Here is a 20,900-nt window from a genome sequence, read left to right on the forward strand (position 1 = left end):
ATGGAAAATCTTTAATTACAACTTGCCCTAAAATATCCCTTAGTCTTAAGAAATGCTTCAGGATTGGCTGACGATGCTACCAAAGTATCCCTGATTGTTTTTACAAACCGTTTTCCTAATCCTGTTGATCGATCTTCATACCAATCTGATGATTGTTCTAATTCTTTTATAGCGATTGATGAGTATCTAACCTGAGCAGGCATCTATCTTAATCTGTTCAATAAATGCTCTGTGGCTTGTTCCAAATTCATTCCTTTATCTTTTCCACTTATCAAATCACTATAACGGCGGTTCAGTTCTGCTACCAGTTCTTTATCCTTCCACCATTCATGAACTTTTTCTGCTTCATTGACAACTGTATAAATTGCCTCCAGTGATTTATCATCAGCATGGTTAATAAGATCATGCAATTCCGTCCTTATAACTACAGTATCCATACGTTTTACGTCTTTACGCAAAAATGATAAAAATTGTTTATTTGTTTTATTGACTAATCCAAAAACTACCTCAACGCCTCCCTCGCAATCACTATCTTCTGTATCTCTGATGTTCCCTCGCCTATGGTGCATAGTTTGGCATCGCGTTAATACTTTTCTACGGGGAAATCTTTGGTATAGCCGTAGCCGCCAAAAATTGAGCCGATGTCATTATTGGGATATCCTGAAAAGGATTTAATACTAATAAATCCTGGTCGCCTGTAATAAATAAAAACTTCAGTAAACTCATCCGCTGATTGCTGGGAAATTGCAACATACCCTTCTTTGCGGGCCTTGTTTAATGCTTTACGGGATATAGAATGTGGCAGTATAAAAGCACTAATCAGAATATTTGTATCAATTACAAATAGATTATTCTTCGTCATTCAATAGTTCATTCAATTTTTCTTCAGTAAGTCCGTTTGCTTCTGCGATTTTTCCCGCCTTATTAAGTAAATTATCAAACTCAGCTTCTTTTAGCCCTCTTAACAGATCGCTTATTTGACGCTCATAACTTGATCTTAAGGCTGGCGAACTATTTTTCCATGCCCTGGCTAATGCCCCATCCACTTCTAATACAATGCGTTCCATAATTCCTAAGATTACGTTTATATACAAAAATGCACGAATTAAATTTTGCAAGCAATAGTGGAATTTAGCTCTTTTAGATTAATACCGACTGAACAAGTGTTTACTTCAATATTCGGCATTCAAAATTCATCATTCGATATTGTCTTTTTCTCATCGAAGAACTTCCCTCGCAATCACTATCTTCTGTATCTCCGATGTCCCCTCGCCTATGGTGCAAAGCTTGGCATCACGGTAATACTTTTCTACCGGGAAATCTTTGGTATAGCCGTATCCGCCGAATATCTGTACGGCATCATTGGCCACTTTAACTGCTACTTCTGATGCATAATACTTGGCCATGGCTGCTTGCTTGGTTACAGGTTGATGGCGGTTTTTAAGATCTGCGGCCTGCATCAGCAACAAGTCTGCCGCTTCTATTTGTGTGGCCATATCTGCTAGTTTAAAGGATATGCCCTGAAAATTTGCTATCGGCTGACCGAACTGGTGCCGCTCTTTAGAATAAGCCACCGCAGCTTCAAAAGCCCCTTTGGCTATACCTAATCCTAATGCGGCTATAGATATACGCCCACCATCCAATACTTTCATCGCTTGCTTAAAGCCTTCACCTTCGTTGCCCAGCAGGTTTTCTTTGGGTACGCGACAATTGTCGAATATCATTTCGGTAGTTTCTGATGCACGCATGCCCAGCTTGTTCTCCTTTTTGCCGGCATTAAAGCCGGGAGTACCTCTTTCTATTACCAGGGTTGATATGCCCTTTGAACTTCCTTTTTCGCCCGTACGCACCATTACCACGGCTACACCGCTTGATTTACCATGCGTTATCCAGTTTTTTGATCCGTTCACGATATAATGATCGCCATCTAATACAGCTGTAGTGCTCATCCGCATGGCGTCTGATCCGGTATTGGCTTCGGTCAATCCCCAGGCGCCCAGCCATTCGGCGGTAGCCAGTTTGGGCAGCCATTTCATTTTCTGTTCCTGAGTGCCAAAATTGAGGATATGACCTGTACATAACGAGTTATGCGCCGCTACCGATAGCCCTATCGATCCGCAAACCTTTGCTATCTCCTGTATTACAGTTACATATTCAAAATAACCAAAGCCGGAGCCTCCATACTCTTCTGGCACAAATACGCTCATCATGCCCAGTGCGCCTAACTTTTTGAAGAGTTCTACCGGGAAATGCTGTGCCTCGTCCCATTCCATTACATGTGGTCTGATGTGTTTTTCGGCAAAGTCTTTAGCCATTTGTTCAACCATCTGCTGGTTTTCAGAAATAGAGAAATCATATCCTGCAAATGTTGCAGTAGCATCATTATCCATAAAAAAATATTATCGTTCGCAATTTAAACAAAAACAATTATTATGCATGCATAGTAATTGCAATTATTGTCCCGCTGTCCTGTCCCGGGACAATAAGACAAGCAAGACAGCACAAGACAGTTACTCTACTAGTGTCGTGTCAATTAAGAACTGACGTTTAGTCCTGAGTCTAAAGCCTTGAGTTCTGAGTAAGGTAATGCATAAAATTTGACTTACGACTAAAGACTGTTGACTTGACACCAGGTTATTCTAAGCAAGATACCTGGCTGCAAAATGTGTGATTGCTATTACTAATCAAGGTCACAATTTAATTATCTTTATTATACAATATATCAACCAATTAGGAGGTGGTTTGATATGAGAAATCAAAATTCGTTTCCTGTAATCATATTTGTTATAATTTTTGGTATTGGTATTGTATGGGCAAGGACAGCATATGAGGGTTCGGGTGTTACCACAAGCACAATCATTGTGATAAGCGCCTTTGTAGTTGCTTTGTTAATTGCTATATCTATCAAAATTGCTAATCCATGGGAGAAGGCCATAGTATTGCGCCTGGGTCGTTTTCAGTCTCTCCGGGGGCCCGGATTGTTTTTCATTATCCCCATCCTGGATACCATACCATATTGGATTGATACCCGCGTGATCACAACATCTTTTAAAGCTGAGAAAACCCTTACCAAAGACACCGTACCTGTTGATGTGGATGCCGTACTATTTTGGAAGGTGCTGGATCCGAAAAAAGCTTCCCTGGAGGTTGCGGATTATAAAGGTGCAATTAGTTGGGCTTCGCAAACCGCATTGCGCGATGTTATCGGAAAGACCATGTTATCAGACATGCTTGAGGGAAGGGAGAAAATTAGTGGCATATTGCAAAAAATTATTGATGAACGCACAGAACCATGGGGTATCAATGTCAATTCTGTGGAGATTAAAGACGTTTTGATTCCTGGCGCATTGGAGAACGCAATGTCTATGCAGGCACAAGCAGAAAGAGAACGGCAGGCCAGGGTAATTTTGGGGGATTCTGAGAAACAGGTGGCCGAAAAGTTTGGAGAAGCAGCCCTAACCTACGCAGACAACCCGGTGGCATTACATTTGAGGGCGATGAATATGCTCTACGAAGGTTTGAAGCAAAACTCCACCATTGTTATTGTACCCAGTTCGGCAATTGATACTATGCAACTGGGCAGCATGGCAGGGCTAACTGCATTGACTATGGGCATCGGCCAGGAAAAAGCAAACAAAGACAAGACCGCCGGTAAAAAATAAAATGCAGTTGACTCATCCTCTGCTTCGCAAAGAGGGGAGTCTAAAAAAACAAACCCTCTTTCTCCGCCTCGGGCAGAAAGAGAGGGTAGTCGGGCAATGTCATTAAGTTAAACAAAAATAGGCACTGATAATATCCATTAATGAATTTCGAACGCAGATGTTTTTTACTTCATTATTCAGCATTGAACATTCGATGTTCGATATTTAAAAGCTCGCAAATCCTTAACTTATAACTTAATGACATTGTTGATAAAATGAACCGATGACCGGGTGAGTCAATTCAAATCATACTTCCCAGCCTTAATGATGCGCCAAATGCATAGCCGGCTTAATATTCTGATTTACCCTGAACAAATTATCCGGATCATACTTTGCTTTAATGGTTGTAAGTCTTTCGTAATTATCACCATAAGTTGCTTTTATCCTGTCTTCGCCTTCTTCCATCATAAAGTTTACATAGGCACCGCCTGCCGAGTAAGGATGTAAAGCTTCCCAGTAGTCCTTTGCCCACCTGGTGATCTTATCATTATTTGCCGGATCGGGGTCGATACCTGCAATTACCATGGCCCACGTTGCGCTGCGGTAATTCCAGGCAGTATCCTTGTTACTTACTCTTGAGGCAGCACCATTTATAGGATACATGTGCATGGTAGAAAGCAAAGTAGGCATTTGCGGGCCATATTTTAAATGCGCGGCAATTGCTTTGTCATTCAGCTCATTTACAAAATCGGCTTTCCAATACCAGTTTAATCCGGGTGGCATCAGCGCATCGAACATACTGTTTAATGCAGGTACCGGTATCGGGCCTACAAAGTCAAGGGCAGGCTTTTTAAAGTTACGAATAGGTTCAAATACCTGTTCCGCCTTTTCCAGGTCACCACTATAGCACCAAACTACACCGCACATTTTTTTTGCATGCAGATGCTCAGGGAATGGTGGCCCCGGCGGAACAGAAAGATATGCAAAAAACCCGTTGAGATCATAGTGAGCGGTTTTTATCAGGTCTTGATACCATCGCAGCACTTCTTCGGCCTCATCAAGCTCCCATAACATTGGCCCTCCGTATACGGTGCTTAAAGGATGCAGCCTGAACACAAAAGAGGTAACCACACCAAAATTACCACCACCGCCTCTAAGCGCCCAGAAAAGATCCGGGTTGGTTACGGCGTTTGCTTTTGTTACGCTGCCATTAGCCAGCACTACATTTGCCTCTAATAAATTATCTATAGCCAAACCGTAATGGCGCGTAAGGTGCCCAAGGCCCCCGCCTAAGGTAATGCCGCCTATTCCCGTGGTTGAGAATATCCCGCTTGGAGTGGCCAAACCAAAGGCATGTGTTGCATGATCAACATCCCCCAGTGTACAACCAGCCTCTACCCAGGCTGTTTTTGCATCCGGATCAACATGGATGCCTTTCATTTGCGAGAGATCGATCACCAGTCCGTCATCACATAAACCCAATCCTCCGCCATTATGCCCTCCGCTCCTTACAGCCGTAAGCAGATCATTTTCCCGTGCAAAGTTCACTGCCGTAATTACATCGGCAATACCGGTGCATTTAGCTATTAATAACGGGCATTTGTCTATCATACCATTATACACTTTGCGGGCAGTATGATAATCGTCGTCATTCTGCTGAATTACTCTCCCGCGCAGGGACTGTTTCAGCTGTGTGATTTTGTCTTCAGATACCATGGTCTTCTCATTTAATTGGTTAAAAAATGATTACTAATAGTTTACAAGTACACATGAACCCCCGTTTTACCGCCTGATAACGATAGCAGCGTATAGCCGGGAAATAATATCTAAGGTTGGAGGTAAATTTTGGATACGTCGGGGTATTAAATTTGCCGGACAGATTTTATAATAAGATATTGAAAAGTATAATAAAGTTATACATAACTATATTGAATTTCAACGCTTTTGGTAAAAAAATATCAACTCACATTCTTCGGGTGAAATTGCGAGGTAAGGTTATGCTACTGCCACACTGTCCCGTTACAAGACAAGACAAGCGAGACACCCGGGACAGTATGAGACACTTTTTATTTAAACTTCAGATATTGTATATTTGTATTAAACAGAGTTATTATGCTTACGGCTATAAAGGGGTATTACGAGAAGGGGAAGATCATCATGAATGAAGATGCCCCTGTTAAGTCAAAGACCGATGTAATCATTACCTTCCTTACTAAGGATGATGAAAACACTGCAGGCAAAAGAATCCCCGGAGGCTTGAAAGGTAAAGTATCATTACCGGACGATTTTAATGAACCATTAGATGATCTAAAAGATTACATGTAATGGCTGGTGTTCGTTATCTTTTAGACACCCATGTTTTAATCTGGTTTCAGGAAAACAACCCAAAAATTCCTGAAAGAGTAATGAAAGAGATCCAGAAATCGGACAACACTATCTTATTTAGCCAGGTTAGTTTGTTTGAGATCAGCATTAAGCAAAAGATAGGAAAATTACCAGCTTTTTATGCCACAATTGAAGAAGTCTATCAGCAGGCTATCAACGATGGCTTTACATTCCTTAATATTCAAAATCAGCACATATATAATTACAACAGAGTTCCGCTTTTAGAAGACCACCGCGATCCATTTGACCGTTTGTTAATAGCAACGGCAATGGAAGAAAAAGCCGTTATTTTATCTGTTGATGAAAAAATAAGTCTTTATACTGATCTGGTTAAGGCACTTTGGTAAACTCAAAAATTGCTATTCGACCAATAAGCCCTGTCCCACTGTCCTGCTGTAAGACAATAAGACAAGCAGGACACCCGGGGGCAATACAAGACAGATCGTTGCTCGTATAGTTGACTCACGCCTGTGCCCCCTTTCCGCGCAGCGAAGAGAGGGCGCTCGATCCGACTTTAGGCGGAAATGACCGGGTGAGTAAACTCACGGATAAGTAATCAACAAGTTACATCTTTCGTAAGGTTTTATAACTAACTGATAACTAACTAAATTTACAGGTCATATTATGTTACAAGCAAAATGATTAACAAATATTTAACAAATACAGTAACAAAATCTGCTAATTGGTATCTGTAATACAATTACTTTAGCGTCAAATTTTACTGAATGGCCAAAACTTTACTTGCTTTTTTATTCCTACTCCTTGCACTTACCTCTTTCGGCCAAAAAAAATTCGCTATTAGCGGTACTATTACTGACGCTGCAACGGGCGAACAACTCATCGGCGCTACCGTACGGATAAAGGAACTGCCTCAAAGCGGTACCGCTACCAATAGCTACGGGTTCTACTCCATCTTTGCTCCTGAGGGTAATTATACCTTATTATATACCTATACGGGATACGAACCCGTTGTGAAACAAATATCTCTGCACAAAAACGAGGCGATCAATCTGCCGCTTAAAACGAGGACTGATTTGAAAGAGGTAGTGATAAGTGCTGATCGACCTAATAATGATAATATTGTTTCTCCCCAAATGGGTGTTGAGAAGCTGAATATGGCGCAGATAAACCAGGTGCCTGTTTTGTTAGGCGAAAAGGATATTTTAAAGACCATTGCCCTGCTGCCCGGTATTAAATCATCCGGCGAAGGGAATACCGGCTTTTATGTACGTGGTGGCGCATCTGATCAGAACCTGATCTTGCTGGATGAAGCTACTGTTTATAATGCTTCCCACTTTTTTGGTTTCTTCTCTACCTTTAATTCTGATGCGGTAAAGGATGTAACGCTGTACAAAGGTGGTATGCCTGCCGAGTTTGGCGGTCGACTTTCCTCTGTGCTGGACATTAAAATGAACGAGGGTAACAATAAGGACTATACTGTACAGGGTGGCTTGGGTTTGATCTCATCGCGTATTAAGGTTGAAGGGCCGATAGTGCAGGATAAAGGTTCGTTTATGATAAGCGCCAGGCGTACTTATGTCGACTTTTTCCTGAAAGCATCGTCCGACTCCATCGTTCGTGGCAGCTCTATTTATTTTTATGACCTGAATGCCAAGGCCAACTACCACTTTGATGATAAAAACGCCATTTACCTGTCGGGATATTTTGGCAAGGATGTTTTGGGGCTGAAGGGTACTTTCGGTACCAATTGGGGCAATACTACGGGTACTATCCGTTTTAACCATGTGTTCAACAGCAGGTTGTTCTCCAACACGTCTGTCATCTTCAGTAATTATAGTTATGTGGTGCAAAGCTTTTTGAGTAACGAAGATTTTAAAGCTACCTCGCAGATCAACGACGTTAACCTGAAGGAAGACCTGGCATATGTTATGGGCGATAACCATACGCTTAAATTTGGCTTTAACGTTTTGCACCATGATATCGCTCCGGGCAATATCTCCAGTTCAGCATCATCCAGCTTTAATAATATCAGCGTACAAAAACGCTATGGGTTTGAGAATGCCGCTTATGTAAGTGATGAGTGGAAAGCCAATAATAACCTCACCTTTTTATACGGTGTGCGCTTAAGCGGGATGTTTTTGTTGGGTCCCGGTACTTTTAATACTTATGACGATGCGGGTAATGTTACCAGTACAAAGGCCTTTACCTCGGGACAGCTGGTAAAAAGCTATGTTAATTTGGAGCCACGCTTCTCGGCAAGCTATACTTTGAATGATGCCAACTCGTTCAAGTTCTCGTACAATCGTAACACACAGAATATACACCTGCTCAGCAACTCAACAGCCAATACCCCTACCGATCTGTATGTTATGAGCAGTAACAATATTAAGCCCGAAATTGCCGACCAGGTATCTACCGGATGGTTCAAAAACTTTAAGGATAATACCTACGAGTTCTCGGCCGAGGTGTATTATAAATGGATGCAAAACCAGATCGACTATAAAGACGGTGCGCAATTACTGGTGAACCAGGATGTGGAATCGCAGTTAACGTACGGCTCGGGCAGAGCTTATGGGTTAGAGCTATTCCTGAAAAAGAAATATGGCCGTTTTAATGGCTGGATAGGTTATACCCTGTCTAAAACTGAAAGAAAGTTCCCGCAAATTAATGACGACCACTACTACCCCGCCACGCAGGACCGTACGCATGATCTCTCCGTAGTAGGTATCTACCAGCTGAATAAACGCTGGAGCTTCTCGGCTGATTTTATTTATGGTACGGGTAATGCGGTTACTTATCCTACAGGCAAATACAATATTGGCGGATTGACGACGTACTCTTATTCGGAGCGTAACGGGTACAGACTGCCATCATCTAACAGGCTGGATATCGGTGCTACTTTGGAGGGTAAACAGCATAAGAAATACCACTCCAGCTGGACATTTGGTATCTACAACGTGTATGCGCACCGCGACCCGTATTCGGTAACTTTTCGCGACAGCAAAACAGTGCCTAACACAACAGAAGCAGTGGAAACCAGCATTTTTGCTACCCTTATACCGTCCGTTACCTGGAACTTTAAATTTTAGCGTATGAAGATCATCAACTTAAAATATTATACAGCTCTACTGCTCCTGGCACTGATAGCCTCCTCATGCCAAAAGGTGATCCAGCTTGATTTGGGGAACGAGTCGGGCAAACTGGTGATAGAAGCCAATTTTATCGACGTGGTGAGCACGCAGTCGGTAAAGCTTAGTCGCAATGTGCCTTTTACCAGCACCAACACTTACCCGCCTGTTACCGGGGCGACGGTTACTATGGATAACCACCACGGCCGGATAATTAATTTTACCGAAACATCGCCTGGTTATTATTCTATTGATTCATTAGGTGGCATTGACGGCCGCAGCTATACCATGAGTGTGGTTACCGGCGGAACAACCTATAGCGCCAACTCCACCATGCCTAATTTAGTAGTGCTTGACTCGATAGCCTCAGCCTCTAATATTTTCGATAATAAAGATAATACGCGGATGATCACCGTTTATTTCCAGGACCCCGGAACTGAACCCAACTATTACCGCTTTATAATGTACGTTAACCACATACAGGTAAAAAGAGTTTTTGCTTTTGACGACCAGTTTTTTAACGGCAAGTACGTAAACTTTAACCTGCAACAAAACGATATTGATATCCACCCCGGCGATGTAGTAACCGTAGAGATGCAATGCGTTGATAAGCCGATATACACCTACTGGTTTACCCTATCCCAACAACAAGCCGATAACCCCGGCGGACAGATAGCGCCATCCAATCCCCCAGGCAACTTTACCCCAACCGTGCTCGGCTACTTTAGCGCGCATACCACGCAGAGTATTACGTTGGTGACGAAGTGATTTTTTGATTGTCTGAACTATGATTTTTATGATTGGTTGACTACTATGATTACCCGTTAAAATCAAGCTAATCATTTAATCTGTTTAATCATGGTTCAGACAAGTGCATTGGCTGTCTCACGCCACCGTGTAGAGCTATACCCCGACGTAAGCGCCTACACCAACTGGCAGCAAAAAGCCACCGACCTGCAACTGCTCATCAACAAAACCCGCTTCGTGGTATCAGACTTTTTAGAGGTGAACGCTACCGAGCAAGAGCGGAATGAGGGGTGGGATTTGGGGGATTATTTGGTGAGGTGAGATTTTATTCTTTAGGATGTAATGGTTTGTTTATGCCTGGATGGTCTTTATTATATTCAACCTCAACAGTATCACCAATTTTAAGGGAAGTATCGTGAGTATTCCCTTTGTATTGAGTCCCATTAATCTTGAATGAATAAGAATATGAGAATTTGGGGTCTACAGGGTGATTTCCCATAAAATTCTTTTCATCAATAATTACTGCTTTTATGTGTTGCGGATTAGAACCCAGAAAATGATCTGTAAATGAGTTCATGGCTATTTTATAAATAAGATACCCTATAAGTGCAAATGGCAATATTATCCAAAAGAGAGTTTGTATTTTTTTCATTGTGACTCAGGTTGGTAGGGCTAAGATAAAAATATTTCATCAACTAATCTCCGCACAATGACGGGCTGTCCCGTAGTGTCCCGCTTGTCTTATTGTCTTGTACAGGGACAGTGGGACAGTTAAATACTTGTCATTGCGAGCGATAGCGTGGCAATCGCAGACTATGCAAGTCCGCCCTGTACAGTTCGCGATTGCTTCGTACCTCGCAATTGTAAAGGTCAGATAATTCGGTAACAGAATTAGCTTTATATAATTTAAAGTTAAGCGTTATGCGAATCAATACAAATGATCTGACATTAAAGAGGAACTATTTACAGACTTACCGCCAACTGATTGCCGATTATGAACAGGTAAAGTTAGGCCATCACCCTAAGTATAAACTGGCGAAAGAGTTTTATGAAGCCAATCATACAGACAGGCGCAGTTTCCTGAAGTATTATAACCGCTATAAACAATCCGGGAATCCGGATGATCTGCTTCCGGGTAAACGCGGGCCGAAGTATCAGACCCGCAGACCCTCTGATGCGGATGAACAGCAGGTATTGATGCTGCGGCAGCGGGGCTGCAATAAGTTTGAGATCGCCAGTCAGCTTAAACAAAAATCAGATAAATTTACACCGTCTCCGTCAGGGGTGTATAATATCCTGAAGCGACATCATCAAAACCGGTTAACGGCGACTGATAAAGAAGTAAAGCGAAAGATCATCAAGGAACGTATGGGCCAATTAGGACATATTGACTGCCATCACTTAAGTAAAAGTGTTATCAGAGGTCAGCATAGGAACCTTTACCTGCTGTGTGTCATAGATGATTATTCCCGCCTGGCCTGGGCAGAAGTGATGGGAGACATTACCGCTTTAACAACCATGTTTACAGCTATGCGCTGTATGCAGAGGCTCAAACAGGAGTTCGGCATACAATTCGAAGAACTTATTGCCGACAACGGCCCTGAGTTTGGTACAGCTATTAGCCAGAATAAGCACAATCATCCATTTGAAAGAATGCTGGTAGAAACAGGTATTAAACGACGTTACATGAAGCCTTACCGCCCACAAACCAACGGCAAGGTGGAACGTTTCTGGCGTACACTTAAAGAAGACCTTATTGAGGAAACAGACTTTGACAGTTTGGAAGAACTAGAAGATGAACTCCTAAAATACCTCGTTTACTACAACTGGGAGCGACCTCATCAGGGTATCAATGGCAAAAAACCTATCGATATGGTCTCCCTAAACAACAAATAAAAATACCTGATTCTGTCATCGAATTACTAAACCCTTACAGCAATGACATGGTGGTGAGAATGTCTTGTTACTGTCCCATAGTGTCCCGCTTGTCTTCTTGTCTTGTACCGGGACAGTGGGACAGTGAGGTTCCCCTATTGACGGTAATGATATATGAGTTAGGGATAAGATTATTTTAACTTGTTAGCCTGCCTATACTTTCTTACAACGTAGATAATTATAATAGTAACTATTATTCTAAGCGTCCATATAAAATATGGGTTATAAAATTGATTGGTAATTAAGTTCAACATTGCAATAAGGTTTTAGGTGAAGTTACAGCTAAAGTTGCAAAAATGAAATAGCTGAACTGGTAGGCTTCCGAAGGATAGTTACTGTCCCGTAGTGTCCCGCTTGTCTTATTGTCTTGTACCGGGACAGTGGGACAGCTTGATTTCGGATGTCGAATTTTTCGCTTTTTGTTTGTTTTTAAGTTGTGCTCAAGAAAGCTTCGCTGTTTTCGATTTCGGATTTGAATAAGTTAATGGAGTAAAACAGCCAACCTAATCAACTTAATCCAACCCAATCAACCTAATCAACCCTACTCAATAATCCGCCAACACGATCACATTATCACTCAGCGGTGCAATACGTTCTTTGCCATTCAGGAAGCCTAAACCTACCACAAAGGCGAAGCCGGCTACGATGCCGCCCATTTCGGTGATGAGTTCGCTGGCTGCGGTTACGGTGCCGCCGGTGGCTAATAGGTCGTCGTGTATCAGTATGTGCTGACCGGGTTCGAAGGCGTCGGTATGCATTTCAATAATGGCAGTGCCGTACTCCAGTTTGTAGGCTTTTTGCTTGATGGTATAGGGCAGCTTACCGGCTTTGCGCACGGGGATAAAAGGGACACCGAGTTTGGTAGCTAATGTCAACCCAAACAAAAATCCACGACTCTCTACCCCTGCTACCACGTCAATGCGGATGCCTTTCAGTTTTTCAATAAAGGCGTCAACCACGTTTTCGCATAAAGCGGGGTCTTTCAGTATCGGGGTAATGTCCTTAAAGGTAATGCCCGGCTTCGGGAAATCAGGAATATCGCGTATGGCTGCTTTGATCTGCTGCTCTATCATTTGAAAACTAAATATGGCCCAATTTTACGCAAAATTCCGTCATTTAGGATGGCAATATTTCGCATATCGTCCAAAGAAGCATATTCGCCGTGCTGCTCCCGAAACTGGATAATAGCATTCATCTGCTTATAAGTAAGGTACGGGAAATGCTTCAGGCTATCAAAAGTAGCTTTGTTTATGTCGATCTTCCGAATGTGCACGGCATCAAACTTAACCTGCGACTGCAAGCCTGCATATTTTTCAGAATCAATCCCAAATACTTCTTTCAGCTGTTCTTTGTTAATGAACCCTCCTAACCTATCGCGGTAGCTAACAATACGTTTGGCAAATGTTGCACCTATACCATGTAATTGGGTTAATTGGGCTGTATCGGCAGTATTCAGGTCGATTATGGTACCGGGTGCTGCTTTTTTGTAGAATGCGGGTTGGTCAGCCGACTGTGATTTTTTGGCGCGATCGAGTACCTCAAGGGCGTTATTGAACTCTTTAGGATTAATTGTATTATCTTTGTGACCGGGTTGAAGGATATAAGGCGCAGTAAGGATCAACACAATCAGTATCAGGAGTACTACCAAACCGTTCCAATCTTTTTTGGTTAGGGACAAGTAGTTTTTAATGGCTGATCGCATATGGTCTAGGTTGAAACAAGTGTAAATTAAATAAATTTTTAGATATTTATTCGATAAAAATTCATGCTCCCTCCCTTCCTCCACCTAAAATCAGGGGGAGGTGTCGACCTAAGGACACGGAGGGGGTAAAACTATTTTTTAAAACTGTAGATGAAAATAATAACCACTGAAGAGTTTGCCAAGGCAACCAAACTGGATAAGCTGAAAATGCCCGGACTGGCGGCCCTGCTAATGGAAGTGATGAAGATAAACCAGGTGAACAAATTGTTTGCACAGGCACAGCCCAAACAAGGTCCTGAGTTTGTAGATGCAATTTTAGAGGGATGCGGTGTAGATATTGAGTTTGATGAACGCGAGTTAAGAAACATACCTAAAGATGGTGCTTTTATCGCCATCGCTAATCACCCTTATGGCGGTATAGAGGGCATGGTGTTATTAAAGATACTGTGCATGGCAAGGCCCGACTCAAAGGTAATGGCCAACTTCCTGCTCAAAAAAATACCTAACCTGAGCGATTACTTTGTAGCCGTAAACCCTTTCGAGAATATAGACCATTCGTCGAGCATAAGCGGGTTAAAGAACACTTTAGAATTACTTAATAATGGTACGCCTATCGGCATATTCCCGGCAGGTGAAGTATCTACCTTTAAAGTAGAACAACAACAGATCACCGACCGTATGTGGCATCCTGTTGTGGGCAAGATCATAGCTAAGGCAAAGGTGCCTGTTGTACCTATTTACTTCCATGGCAATAATGGGCTGCTGTTCAATCTGCTCAGTATGATCCATCCGGCGTTACGTACAGCCAAGTTGCCATCGGAATTGTTCAATAAGCAAGGGCATACCATTAAACTGCGTATAGGCAAGCCTATTAATGTAGAGGATATTCCTGACCATAACAATTCCACCAGGCTGCTCAACTTTTTAAGGGCACGCACCTATGCACTTGGGACAGGGCTTGAAGAGGAAAAGAAGATATTTAATCCGCGTAATCTTTTCAAAATAAAGAAACAGGCAGAGGAGATAGCGCCGGAGACACCAGCATCTGTATTAGAAAAAGAAATAGAACCGCTTCGCGAGGATTACAGGGTATGGGTTGAGAAAAACTACGAAGTGTTTATTGTACCCACTTCAGACATACCCCATGTTATACGCGAAATTGGCAGGCTGCGTGAGGTTACCTTTAGGGAGGTAGGCGAAGGCACTAATAAAAGCGTGGACCTGGATGAATATGACATTTACTACAATCACCTGTTTATCTGGGATACAGATGCCAAGCTAATAGTAGGCGCTTACCGCATAGGTATGGGCGATGAGATATTTTACAGTCTGGGCAAAAAAGGCTTTTATGTTACCGAATTGTTCAAGATCAAAGAACAATTTACACCGGTACTAAAAAAGAGCCTGGAGCTTGGCCGTTCATTCATCCGTAAAGAGTATCAGCAAAAGCCTTTACCATTATTTCTGCTATGGAAAGGTATATTGAAATATTTGATCGATAATCCAAGATATCGTTATTTGATCGGACCGGTAAGTATCAGCAATGCGTTTTCAAAATTCTCTAAGTCGCTTATTGTCGATTATATCAATCGTAACCATTTCGACGACGAACTGGCACAATATGTAAAGCCACGTAAAAAGTTTAAGGTTGATTTTTCGAGTATCGATACAGACCTGCTGATGTCGGGCGAAGACAGCTTTAAAGGATTGGATAACCTGATTGGAGAAGTAGAAAGCAGGAGCATGAAAGTGCCGGTATTGTTACGTCAGTACATCGCTTTAAATGCCAAGATCATCTGCTTTAATATCGACCCTAAGTTTGCCGATTGTTTAGATGGTTTCCTGGTACTGGATCTGCAAAAAGTGCCTCAGGATATATTGGAGAAGTTGGGGAAGAATTTGTAGTGGGGTTGGTTGGATTAACGAGTTGTTAGCTAATAACTTATTAAATTTATAAAACCTAAATCCTTAAACTATGAGATGGTTGATAGTAATTTTATGTTCAGTAGGATTTTCCTACGGCATCACAGCGCAAACAAATCCGACCAGGCAAACACAATGCGACTTTCTTAAAAATATAAAGTTCAGAAGTGGCAAGGATACTATCGTGATAAAAGCCATTTTGCATGATATTATTGAAGCGCCTCCCAGACTCATAACCTTAAAAAAGTCACCAAGAAGTATTTACAAATACAAATTTGGTAGTGAAATTGTCTTTCAGCCTGAAAACTGCACTAAAAAATATAGCGCACCGCTACTTGATGCTGCGTATGACAATCATTTCCTAAATTCGGCCAACCTGGGTATTACTGTTTACTTGACTTGTGTAGTATTCAATGAGTATTTTGACAATAACGGAATGCCTGATCTTATAGTAATAAATGTAGCTCCAAAAGTGCAGGAGCACATTGCCGGACAACAGACATCTAATTTTTTAACAAACCTGCATTTCAAAAACGGGGTTGATACTGTTGTTTTAAAAGCTAATTATCGTGGTATTTTCAAACAAGATGCAGGGTTAATAATGAACGATCTGGAAAAGAAACATTTTCTAATAGCAAACCAATACGATTATGGTATCGCCATTGAATTACCAGAGTACTCAAAAGAGTTTATAAGTCCTTATCATTTTAAAAACGCAAAAGAATATAGCTTACTTAAAAAACAACCTGAGGGGACAATCGCTTACCTAACATGTGTAGTTTTTAAAGGATATTATAGCTACAACGAGCCATTTTTTATAGTGAATAAGTTTGGTCTGAACAACCCCAACAAATAAAAAGATATAAAAAACGAAAAGGTGCTCAAAACAAGCACCTCTTCGCAGTTAAATTAATCAATAATTTATCCTTACACTTATTTACCTCTTGAGGCACCTGAGTGTTTTAGTATTTTCGCTTCTACGTAGAAGATAATTTCCTCAGCAATATTTTTAGATTGGTCGCCTATACGTTCCAGTTTACGGATGATCGACAGCATAAACAATGCCTCAGTAAGCATAGAAGAATCGCCTTTTATTACTTCGGCAATGCTGGTTGTAGCATTCCTGTTCACAACGTCCAATACTTCGTCCCTTTTAAATATGCTGCGGGCAAGAGCAGTATCTTCATTCTCAAATGCTGTACGGGTATCAGTCAGGATGGCAATAGCCTCGTCAAACATACGCAGTATAGATGTGCTCTCCAATGCGGCTTCATTAAAATTTGTAGTCGACTCGATCACATATTTAGCTACACCGGCAGCAATATCCCCTATACGTTCGAGGTTGGTGTTTATTTTTAGCGCAGCCAATAAAAAGCGCAGATCAATAGCTACGGGACAATGCAGAGCGAATATATTTTCGCAATCGCGATCTATTTTCAACTCAAATGAGTTAACCCTTTTCTCTTTTACCAATATTTCACGGGCAAGGTCCTTATCAAAGTTGGTCATTGCTTCGCGGGTCTTGTTCAATTGTGATTGCACAAGCATCCACATATTAATCAGCTCTTTCTTAAGAGATATTATTTCATTTTCTATTGGTGCCATGGTTTACCCCCTATCCCCCTAAAGGGGGAACATTTAATTGGTTTATTTTAATTTTTTATTTAACATTTTTAAGTTTTCCTTCATTCCCCCTTCATGGGGTTAGGGGGCTAACTGAACCTGCCTGTGATATAATTTTGTGTACGCTGATCTTTGGGATTGGTAAACATGATCTTTGTATCGTCAAACTCTACCAGTTCGCCCATGTAAAAGAATGCTGTCCTGTCGCTTACACGTGCGGCCTGCTGCATATTGTGTGTTACGATGATAAGCGTATAGTTTTGTTTCAGTTCGTGGAACAGATTTTCGACACTTGAGGTAGATATAGGGTCTAAAGCTGAAGTTGGTTCATCAAACAGGATCACTTCAGGCTGCATCGCTATAGCACGGGCAATACAAAGACGCTGTTGCTGACCGCCTGAAAGGAACGTACCTTTTTTATGCAGTGAGTCTTTGACCTCATTCCACAAAGCTGCACTAGTCAAAGATTTTTCAACTATGACATCCTTGTCTGCTTTTGGAAGTTTAATTCCATTCAGCAAGTAACCGGCTACCACATTTTCATAAATACTGAGGTTCGGAAACGGGTTGGGCCTTTGAAAAACCATTCCGATCTTATACCGAACATAAATAACGTTCATCTTATATACATCGTCGCCATCGAGTTTCATAATCCCTTCGGCACGGGCATTGGGAATCAGCTCGTGCATGCGATTGATGCAGCGCAAGAAAGTTGTTTTACCGCAACCGGACGGCCCCATCATCGCGACAACCTCGTTCCTGTTTATCTTGATATTGACATTCTTTATAGCGTGATTATCGCCATAATACGCGTTAATATTTTCAGCACTTACAATTGTACTTTCCATTTTCTTGTTAAAACCTTAGTGATTATGTTTAATGTCAAAACGAATACTAATAATATAAAGGACGCTCCCCATGCCAGGTCATGCCAGTCGTCATAAGGACTCGTTGCATAGGTATATATCAGGTGAGGCAAACTTTCCATCTCTTTACCCACAGAAAATGACAAATATCTGTTGCCTAAAGCAGTAAACAACAATGGGGCAGTTTCACCGATAATACGTGCTATCGATAAAGTTATACCGGATAAGATACCTGCAAAACCACAAGGTACAATTACTTTTAAAATAACACGATGATACGGTACACCCAATGACAGCGCTGCTTCTTTAAGTGAAGGGGGTAACAACAACAAAGTTTGTTCGGTAGACCGGATCACTATAGGCAGCATCATTATTGCCAGGGCTATACTGCCGGCTATTGCTGAGAAACCACCCATTGGTTTCACTAACCAGAAATACATTACAATGCCCACAACAATTGAAGGTACCCCTTGCAAAATATCAACACAAAGTCCGCTATAATAAGCAAGCTTCGTTCTGGGGTTTTCACTTAGATAAATACCTGCGAAAATACCTACCGGTATAGCAATTATTGATGCCATTATTACCATTAGGAAACTCCCGACAAGAGCATTAATGATACCTCCGCCTGTTTCGCCCACAGGAACAGGTACGTTGGTTAAGAAATGCCAGTTTACCTGTACTATCCCTTGTTTAACAATATATGCCAATACAATTATCAGCGGTGCAGTGATTATAAAGGCAAAAAATATCACTACCCACTTAAAGATCAAACTTTTTGCGTTTCGGATGCCTAATTTTGGTTCCATAGATCTTATTGATTAGTGAATCTGGAAATTATTCTTTTACCTATAAGGTTAATTATGACAGTTACGATGAATAGCACCAAGCCCAGTTCTATTAGCGCTGATAAATATTCAGTATGATCTGCTTCAATCAACTCATTTGCTATAACACTGGCCATAGTATTACCCGGTGAAAAAATACTGGTAGGTATGGCACTTGTATTACCGATAAGCATGGTTACGGCCATTGTTTCACCTAATGCCCGGCCTAATGACAATAAAACGCCTGCAAATAAACCAGAACGTGTATAAGGCATTATTACGCTGCGAATTACCTCATAGCGCGTAGCACCCAATGCGTAGGCACCCTCTTTTAATGCGGCCGGAACCATCCTTATTAGAGTGATACCAAGTGACGCGCCATACGGAATGATCATTACAGCCAGTACCAATGAGGAAGTAAAAATACCTATACCATAGGGCAACACATGAAATTTGACCTCTAGAGCGCGAACCAAAGGGACCAAAACAGCAATACCCCAAAAACCGTATATAATAGATGGGACTGCGGCGATTAATTCGACAGTATTTTTTAATAGATCCGACAACCATCCTTTGGGATTGTATTCCCCCAGGTAAATGGCAATAGCGTATGAAAAAGGGATTGAAATGATCAATGCTATAAACGACGTAAGCAATGTACCGATCAAAAATGGGTAAGCTCCGTAAATGTTGCTTACCGGGTCCCATACCTTACCCCAAAGAAAGCCAATCCCCAATGTTTTAATTGAGGACCAGGATTCAACAATGAGCGTTATCAATATGCCTGATACAACAAGTAACAGAATAGCGCTCATGATGATCAGGATCTTCTTAAATGTGATCTCCCATTTTAGCTGACTGTTGGAAAGGGCTAATCTTGTATTTTTCATCGCTGTAACCTGTTTTTTGTCGGAGCCGAGACTATCAGCATTGTTATTCATCGTTTTGCCGGTGTTTGCTAAAGATGGTTCCATAAATTCCTGGTTGTTATTACAAAACAATTACCAGCACCCTTTGCGGTGCTGGTAATTCATAGAATCAAGAGCCAATATTCAAGAGTCAAGACTTTTAAATAACCAACCTGGTTTCTTGACTCTTGTTTCCTGATTCTAATTAATTATAATATTGGCTTACCGTCGTAAGTAGCTGATTTTAGTATTTGTTCAGCAACTTTAACAGCAGATTTTGAAAGTGGCGCATAATTTAAAGGTGCACACTCTGCTTGTCCCTGGTGAATGTTATACCAAAGCAATTTCAATAATTCAGTAGCACGTGCTTTAGAACGGCTATTATAGTTTTGTTCTTTATAGATCAAAGCCCAGGTAAAGCTTGCAATAGGATAGCCTTTAGGGTTATCAGTATCAGTGATTGATACTTTTGAATCAGCAGGGATAGTTACATTACTTGCTAAAGTAGTAGCTTCCAGTGTTGGGGTAATATATTTACCGCTTTTGTTCTGGATGTTAGCAAAAGGCATGTTATTTTGTTTAGCATAAGCTAACTCAACATAACCTACAGCGCCAGGAGTTTGTTTAACCAAACCAGCAACACCTTCGCTGCCTTTACCACCTAAACCGGCTGGCCAGTTTACAGCACTTGCTTTACCAACTTTCTTTGCCCAATCAGCATTTACTTTGGTTAAGTAGTCAGTGAAAATAAATGAGGTGCCGCTACCGTCTGAACGGTGAATAACCACGATAGGAAGATCAGGGATAGCAACGCCTTTGTTAGCATCTTTTATCTCAGGGCTGTTCCAGTTGGTTATCTTTCCTAAATAGATATCAGCAAGGTCTTTACCACTCAGATTCAAACCACCTTTAACACCAGGTACATTGTAAGTTACTACTACAGCGCCTGAAGTCATTGGGATGTGCAGAACAGCAGCACTCATTTTAGCTGTCTGATCAGCATTCAATGGAGCATCTGAATCACCGAAATCAACAGTTTTGTTGGTAAGTTGCAAAATGCCGCCACCTGAGCCTATTGACTGGTAGTTAACTTTAGAAGCAGTATATTTTGAAAATATCTTCGAGAAGAGCGGGTACACAAAGGTACTGCCTGCTCCTAATAAGGTATTATCCTGTGCTGAAGCTGCTAACGATATGCACGATACCGCTGCTGCTACAACTGCTAATTTAAGGTTTTTGATCACTCTCATGGTT

At 41.5% G+C, this 20,900-nt stretch carries 21 protein-coding genes and 1 pseudogene; 9 read left to right on the forward strand and 13 right to left on the reverse strand.

The features are described from left to right. Positions 1–203 precede the first annotated feature (203 nt). From ACPPVU_RS20340 to ACPPVU_RS20355, 4 genes and pseudogenes are all read right to left on the reverse strand, one after another. Complete coding sequence (locus ACPPVU_RS20340; RefSeq protein ID WP_426668565.1) at positions 204–437, reverse strand: hypothetical protein; 234 nt, start codon at positions 435–437, stop codon at positions 204–206. Between the two features lie 65 nt (positions 438–502). Further along, a pseudogene (locus tag ACPPVU_RS20345) lies at positions 503–634 on the reverse strand (acyl-CoA dehydrogenase family protein); the annotation flags it as partial. 214 nt (positions 635–848) lie between these two features. After that, positions 849–1,067: a hypothetical protein gene (locus ACPPVU_RS20350; RefSeq protein ID WP_426668567.1), complete on the reverse strand. Its 219-nt coding sequence runs from the start codon at positions 1,065–1,067 to the stop codon at positions 849–851. Positions 1,068–1,217: 150 nt separating this feature from the next. Continuing rightward, positions 1,218–2,390 (reverse strand): acyl-CoA dehydrogenase, encoded by a 1,173-nt coding sequence (locus ACPPVU_RS20355; protein WP_426668568.1) that lies wholly within the window; start codon positions 2,388–2,390, stop codon positions 1,218–1,220. A gap of 357 nt (positions 2,391–2,747) precedes the next feature. Here ACPPVU_RS20355 and ACPPVU_RS20360 point away from each other — a divergent pair, with 357 nt between their 5' ends. After that, positions 2,748–3,662, forward strand: a complete 915-nt coding sequence (locus ACPPVU_RS20360; protein ID WP_426668571.1) for a slipin family protein — start codon at positions 2,748–2,750, stop codon at positions 3,660–3,662. 300 nt (positions 3,663–3,962) lie between these two features. On the opposite strand, the gene ACPPVU_RS20365 is transcribed toward ACPPVU_RS20360, so the two are convergent. Then, positions 3,963–5,357 carry an FAD-binding oxidoreductase gene (locus ACPPVU_RS20365; protein WP_426668573.1) on the reverse strand — a complete coding sequence of 465 codons (1,395 nt, stop codon included), beginning with the start codon at positions 5,355–5,357 and terminating at the stop codon, positions 3,963–3,965. Positions 5,358–5,753: 396 nt separating this feature from the next. On the opposite strand from ACPPVU_RS20365, the gene ACPPVU_RS20370 reads away from it, so the two are divergent. The 5 genes from ACPPVU_RS20370 (at position 5,754) to ACPPVU_RS20390 (ending at position 10,183) form a co-directional block, all read left to right on the forward strand. Beyond that, positions 5,754–5,966, forward strand: a complete 213-nt coding sequence (locus tag ACPPVU_RS20370; RefSeq protein ID WP_426668575.1) for a DUF2281 domain-containing protein — start codon at positions 5,754–5,756, stop codon at positions 5,964–5,966. Next, positions 5,966–6,373, forward strand: coding sequence for a type II toxin-antitoxin system VapC family toxin (locus ACPPVU_RS20375; protein WP_426668576.1), 408 nt, complete (start codon positions 5,966–5,968; stop codon positions 6,371–6,373). Before ACPPVU_RS20370 ends, ACPPVU_RS20375 begins: the two co-directional genes overlap by 1 nt. Before the next feature lie 378 nt (positions 6,374–6,751). Next, positions 6,752–9,076, forward strand: a complete 2,325-nt coding sequence (locus ACPPVU_RS20380) for a TonB-dependent receptor (protein ID WP_426668578.1) — start codon at positions 6,752–6,754, stop codon at positions 9,074–9,076. A 3-nt stretch (positions 9,077–9,079) separates the two neighbouring features. Next, on the forward strand, positions 9,080–9,883 hold the full coding sequence (locus tag ACPPVU_RS20385) for a DUF4249 domain-containing protein (RefSeq protein WP_426668579.1): 804 nt from the start codon (positions 9,080–9,082) through the stop codon (positions 9,881–9,883). A gap of 90 nt (positions 9,884–9,973) precedes the next feature. Further along, a complete protein-coding gene (locus ACPPVU_RS20390) occupies positions 9,974–10,183 on the forward strand; it encodes a hypothetical protein (protein ID WP_426668580.1) in 210 nt (69 codons plus the stop codon). A 4-nt stretch (positions 10,184–10,187) separates the two neighbouring features. On the opposite strand, the gene ACPPVU_RS20395 is transcribed toward ACPPVU_RS20390, so the two are convergent. Beyond that, complete coding sequence (locus ACPPVU_RS20395) at positions 10,188–10,514, reverse strand: hypothetical protein (protein ID WP_426668581.1); 327 nt, start codon at positions 10,512–10,514, stop codon at positions 10,188–10,190. Between the two features lie 269 nt (positions 10,515–10,783). On the opposite strand from ACPPVU_RS20395, the gene ACPPVU_RS20400 reads away from it, so the two are divergent. Further along, on the forward strand, positions 10,784–11,758 hold the full coding sequence (locus ACPPVU_RS20400) for an integrase core domain-containing protein (protein ID WP_426667237.1): 975 nt from the start codon (positions 10,784–10,786) through the stop codon (positions 11,756–11,758). A gap of 584 nt (positions 11,759–12,342) precedes the next feature. Here the strand turns inward: ACPPVU_RS20400 and ACPPVU_RS20405 are convergent. Continuing rightward, positions 12,343–12,870 (reverse strand): adenine phosphoribosyltransferase, encoded by a 528-nt coding sequence (locus tag ACPPVU_RS20405; protein WP_426668582.1) that lies wholly within the window; start codon positions 12,868–12,870, stop codon positions 12,343–12,345. Next, on the reverse strand, positions 12,867–13,499 hold the full coding sequence (locus ACPPVU_RS20410) for a ComEA family DNA-binding protein (RefSeq protein ID WP_426668583.1): 633 nt from the start codon (positions 13,497–13,499) through the stop codon (positions 12,867–12,869). The genes ACPPVU_RS20405 and ACPPVU_RS20410 overlap by 4 nt, the downstream gene beginning before the upstream one ends. A 150-nt stretch (positions 13,500–13,649) precedes the next feature. On the opposite strand from ACPPVU_RS20410, the gene ACPPVU_RS20415 reads away from it, so the two are divergent. After that, on the forward strand, positions 13,650–15,404 hold the full coding sequence (locus ACPPVU_RS20415; protein WP_426668584.1) for a lysophospholipid acyltransferase family protein: 1,755 nt from the start codon (positions 13,650–13,652) through the stop codon (positions 15,402–15,404). Between the two features lie 70 nt (positions 15,405–15,474). Further along, positions 15,475–16,278, forward strand: a complete 804-nt coding sequence (locus ACPPVU_RS20420; RefSeq protein ID WP_426668585.1) for a hypothetical protein — start codon at positions 15,475–15,477, stop codon at positions 16,276–16,278. Positions 16,279–16,355: 77 nt separating this feature from the next. Here ACPPVU_RS20420 and phoU read toward each other — a convergent pair whose 3' ends face one another. The 5 genes from phoU to pstS all read right to left on the reverse strand — a co-directional run bounded on the left by phoU (position 16,356) and on the right by pstS (position 20,896). After that, a complete protein-coding gene (gene phoU / locus ACPPVU_RS20425) occupies positions 16,356–17,027 on the reverse strand; it encodes a phosphate signaling complex protein PhoU (protein ID WP_426668586.1) in 672 nt (223 codons plus the stop codon). 107 nt (positions 17,028–17,134) lie between these two features. Then, the gene (gene pstB, locus ACPPVU_RS20430; RefSeq protein ID WP_426668587.1) at positions 17,135–17,893 is read right to left on the reverse strand and encodes a phosphate ABC transporter ATP-binding protein PstB; all 759 of its coding nucleotides are present in this window, start codon (positions 17,891–17,893) and stop codon (positions 17,135–17,137) included. Next, the gene (pstA, locus tag ACPPVU_RS20435; RefSeq protein ID WP_426668588.1) at positions 17,875–18,720 is read right to left on the reverse strand and encodes a phosphate ABC transporter permease PstA; all 846 of its coding nucleotides are present in this window, start codon (positions 18,718–18,720) and stop codon (positions 17,875–17,877) included. Before pstA ends, pstB begins: the two co-directional genes overlap by 19 nt. Before the next feature lie 5 nt (positions 18,721–18,725). Further along, entirely contained in the window at positions 18,726–19,712 is a 987-nt protein-coding gene (gene pstC / locus ACPPVU_RS20440) for a phosphate ABC transporter permease subunit PstC (RefSeq protein WP_426668589.1), read from the reverse strand. A gap of 143 nt (positions 19,713–19,855) precedes the next feature. Then, entirely contained in the window at positions 19,856–20,896 is a 1,041-nt protein-coding gene (gene pstS, locus ACPPVU_RS20445; protein ID WP_426668590.1) for a phosphate ABC transporter substrate-binding protein PstS, read from the reverse strand. Positions 20,897–20,900 lie beyond the last annotated feature (4 nt).

The sequence above is a fragment of the Mucilaginibacter sp. McL0603 genome, assembly GCF_049992945.1.
Taxonomy (GTDB): domain Bacteria; phylum Bacteroidota; class Bacteroidia; order Sphingobacteriales; family Sphingobacteriaceae; genus Mucilaginibacter.

What these genes read in the sequence shown, in the direction of transcription:
- ACPPVU_RS20400 (WP_426667237.1), top strand. Translation starts at nt 10,784, where the DNA reads ATGCGAATCAATACAAATGATCTGACATTAAAGAGGAACTATTTACAG.
- ACPPVU_RS20375 (WP_426668576.1), top strand. Translation starts at nt 5,966, where the DNA reads ATGGCTGGTGTTCGTTATCTTTTAGACACCCATGTTTTAATCTGGTTT.
- ACPPVU_RS20380 (WP_426668578.1), top strand. Translation starts at nt 6,752, where the DNA reads ATGGCCAAAACTTTACTTGCTTTTTTATTCCTACTCCTTGCACTTACC.
- ACPPVU_RS20355 (WP_426668568.1), bottom strand. Translation starts at nt 2,390, where the DNA reads ATGGATAATGATGCTACTGCAACATTTGCAGGATATGATTTCTCTATT.
- ACPPVU_RS20365 (WP_426668573.1), bottom strand. Translation starts at nt 5,357, where the DNA reads ATGGTATCTGAAGACAAAATCACACAGCTGAAACAGTCCCTGCGCGGG.
- ACPPVU_RS20385 (WP_426668579.1), top strand. Translation starts at nt 9,080, where the DNA reads ATGAAGATCATCAACTTAAAATATTATACAGCTCTACTGCTCCTGGCA.
- pstS (WP_426668590.1), bottom strand. Translation starts at nt 20,896, where the DNA reads ATGAGAGTGATCAAAAACCTTAAATTAGCAGTTGTAGCAGCAGCGGTA.
- phoU (WP_426668586.1), bottom strand. Translation starts at nt 17,027, where the DNA reads ATGGCACCAATAGAAAATGAAATAATATCTCTTAAGAAAGAGCTGATT.
- ACPPVU_RS20360 (WP_426668571.1), top strand. Translation starts at nt 2,748, where the DNA reads ATGAGAAATCAAAATTCGTTTCCTGTAATCATATTTGTTATAATTTTT.
- ACPPVU_RS20350 (WP_426668567.1), bottom strand. Translation starts at nt 1,067, where the DNA reads ATGGAACGCATTGTATTAGAAGTGGATGGGGCATTAGCCAGGGCATGG.
- ACPPVU_RS20420 (WP_426668585.1), top strand. Translation starts at nt 15,475, where the DNA reads ATGAGATGGTTGATAGTAATTTTATGTTCAGTAGGATTTTCCTACGGC.
- ACPPVU_RS20405 (WP_426668582.1), bottom strand. Translation starts at nt 12,870, where the DNA reads ATGATAGAGCAGCAGATCAAAGCAGCCATACGCGATATTCCTGATTTC.
- ACPPVU_RS20410 (WP_426668583.1), bottom strand. Translation starts at nt 13,499, where the DNA reads ATGCGATCAGCCATTAAAAACTACTTGTCCCTAACCAAAAAAGATTGG.
- pstC (WP_426668589.1), bottom strand. Translation starts at nt 19,712, where the DNA reads ATGGAACCATCTTTAGCAAACACCGGCAAAACGATGAATAACAATGCT.
- ACPPVU_RS20395 (WP_426668581.1), bottom strand. Translation starts at nt 10,514, where the DNA reads ATGAAAAAAATACAAACTCTCTTTTGGATAATATTGCCATTTGCACTT.
- ACPPVU_RS20390 (WP_426668580.1), top strand. Translation starts at nt 9,974, where the DNA reads ATGGTTCAGACAAGTGCATTGGCTGTCTCACGCCACCGTGTAGAGCTA.
- ACPPVU_RS20415 (WP_426668584.1), top strand. Translation starts at nt 13,650, where the DNA reads ATGAAAATAATAACCACTGAAGAGTTTGCCAAGGCAACCAAACTGGAT.
- ACPPVU_RS20370 (WP_426668575.1), top strand. Translation starts at nt 5,754, where the DNA reads ATGCTTACGGCTATAAAGGGGTATTACGAGAAGGGGAAGATCATCATG.
- pstA (WP_426668588.1), bottom strand. Translation starts at nt 18,720, where the DNA reads ATGGAACCAAAATTAGGCATCCGAAACGCAAAAAGTTTGATCTTTAAG.
- pstB (WP_426668587.1), bottom strand. Translation starts at nt 17,893, where the DNA reads ATGGAAAGTACAATTGTAAGTGCTGAAAATATTAACGCGTATTATGGC.
- ACPPVU_RS20340 (WP_426668565.1), bottom strand. Translation starts at nt 437, where the DNA reads ATGGATACTGTAGTTATAAGGACGGAATTGCATGATCTTATTAACCAT.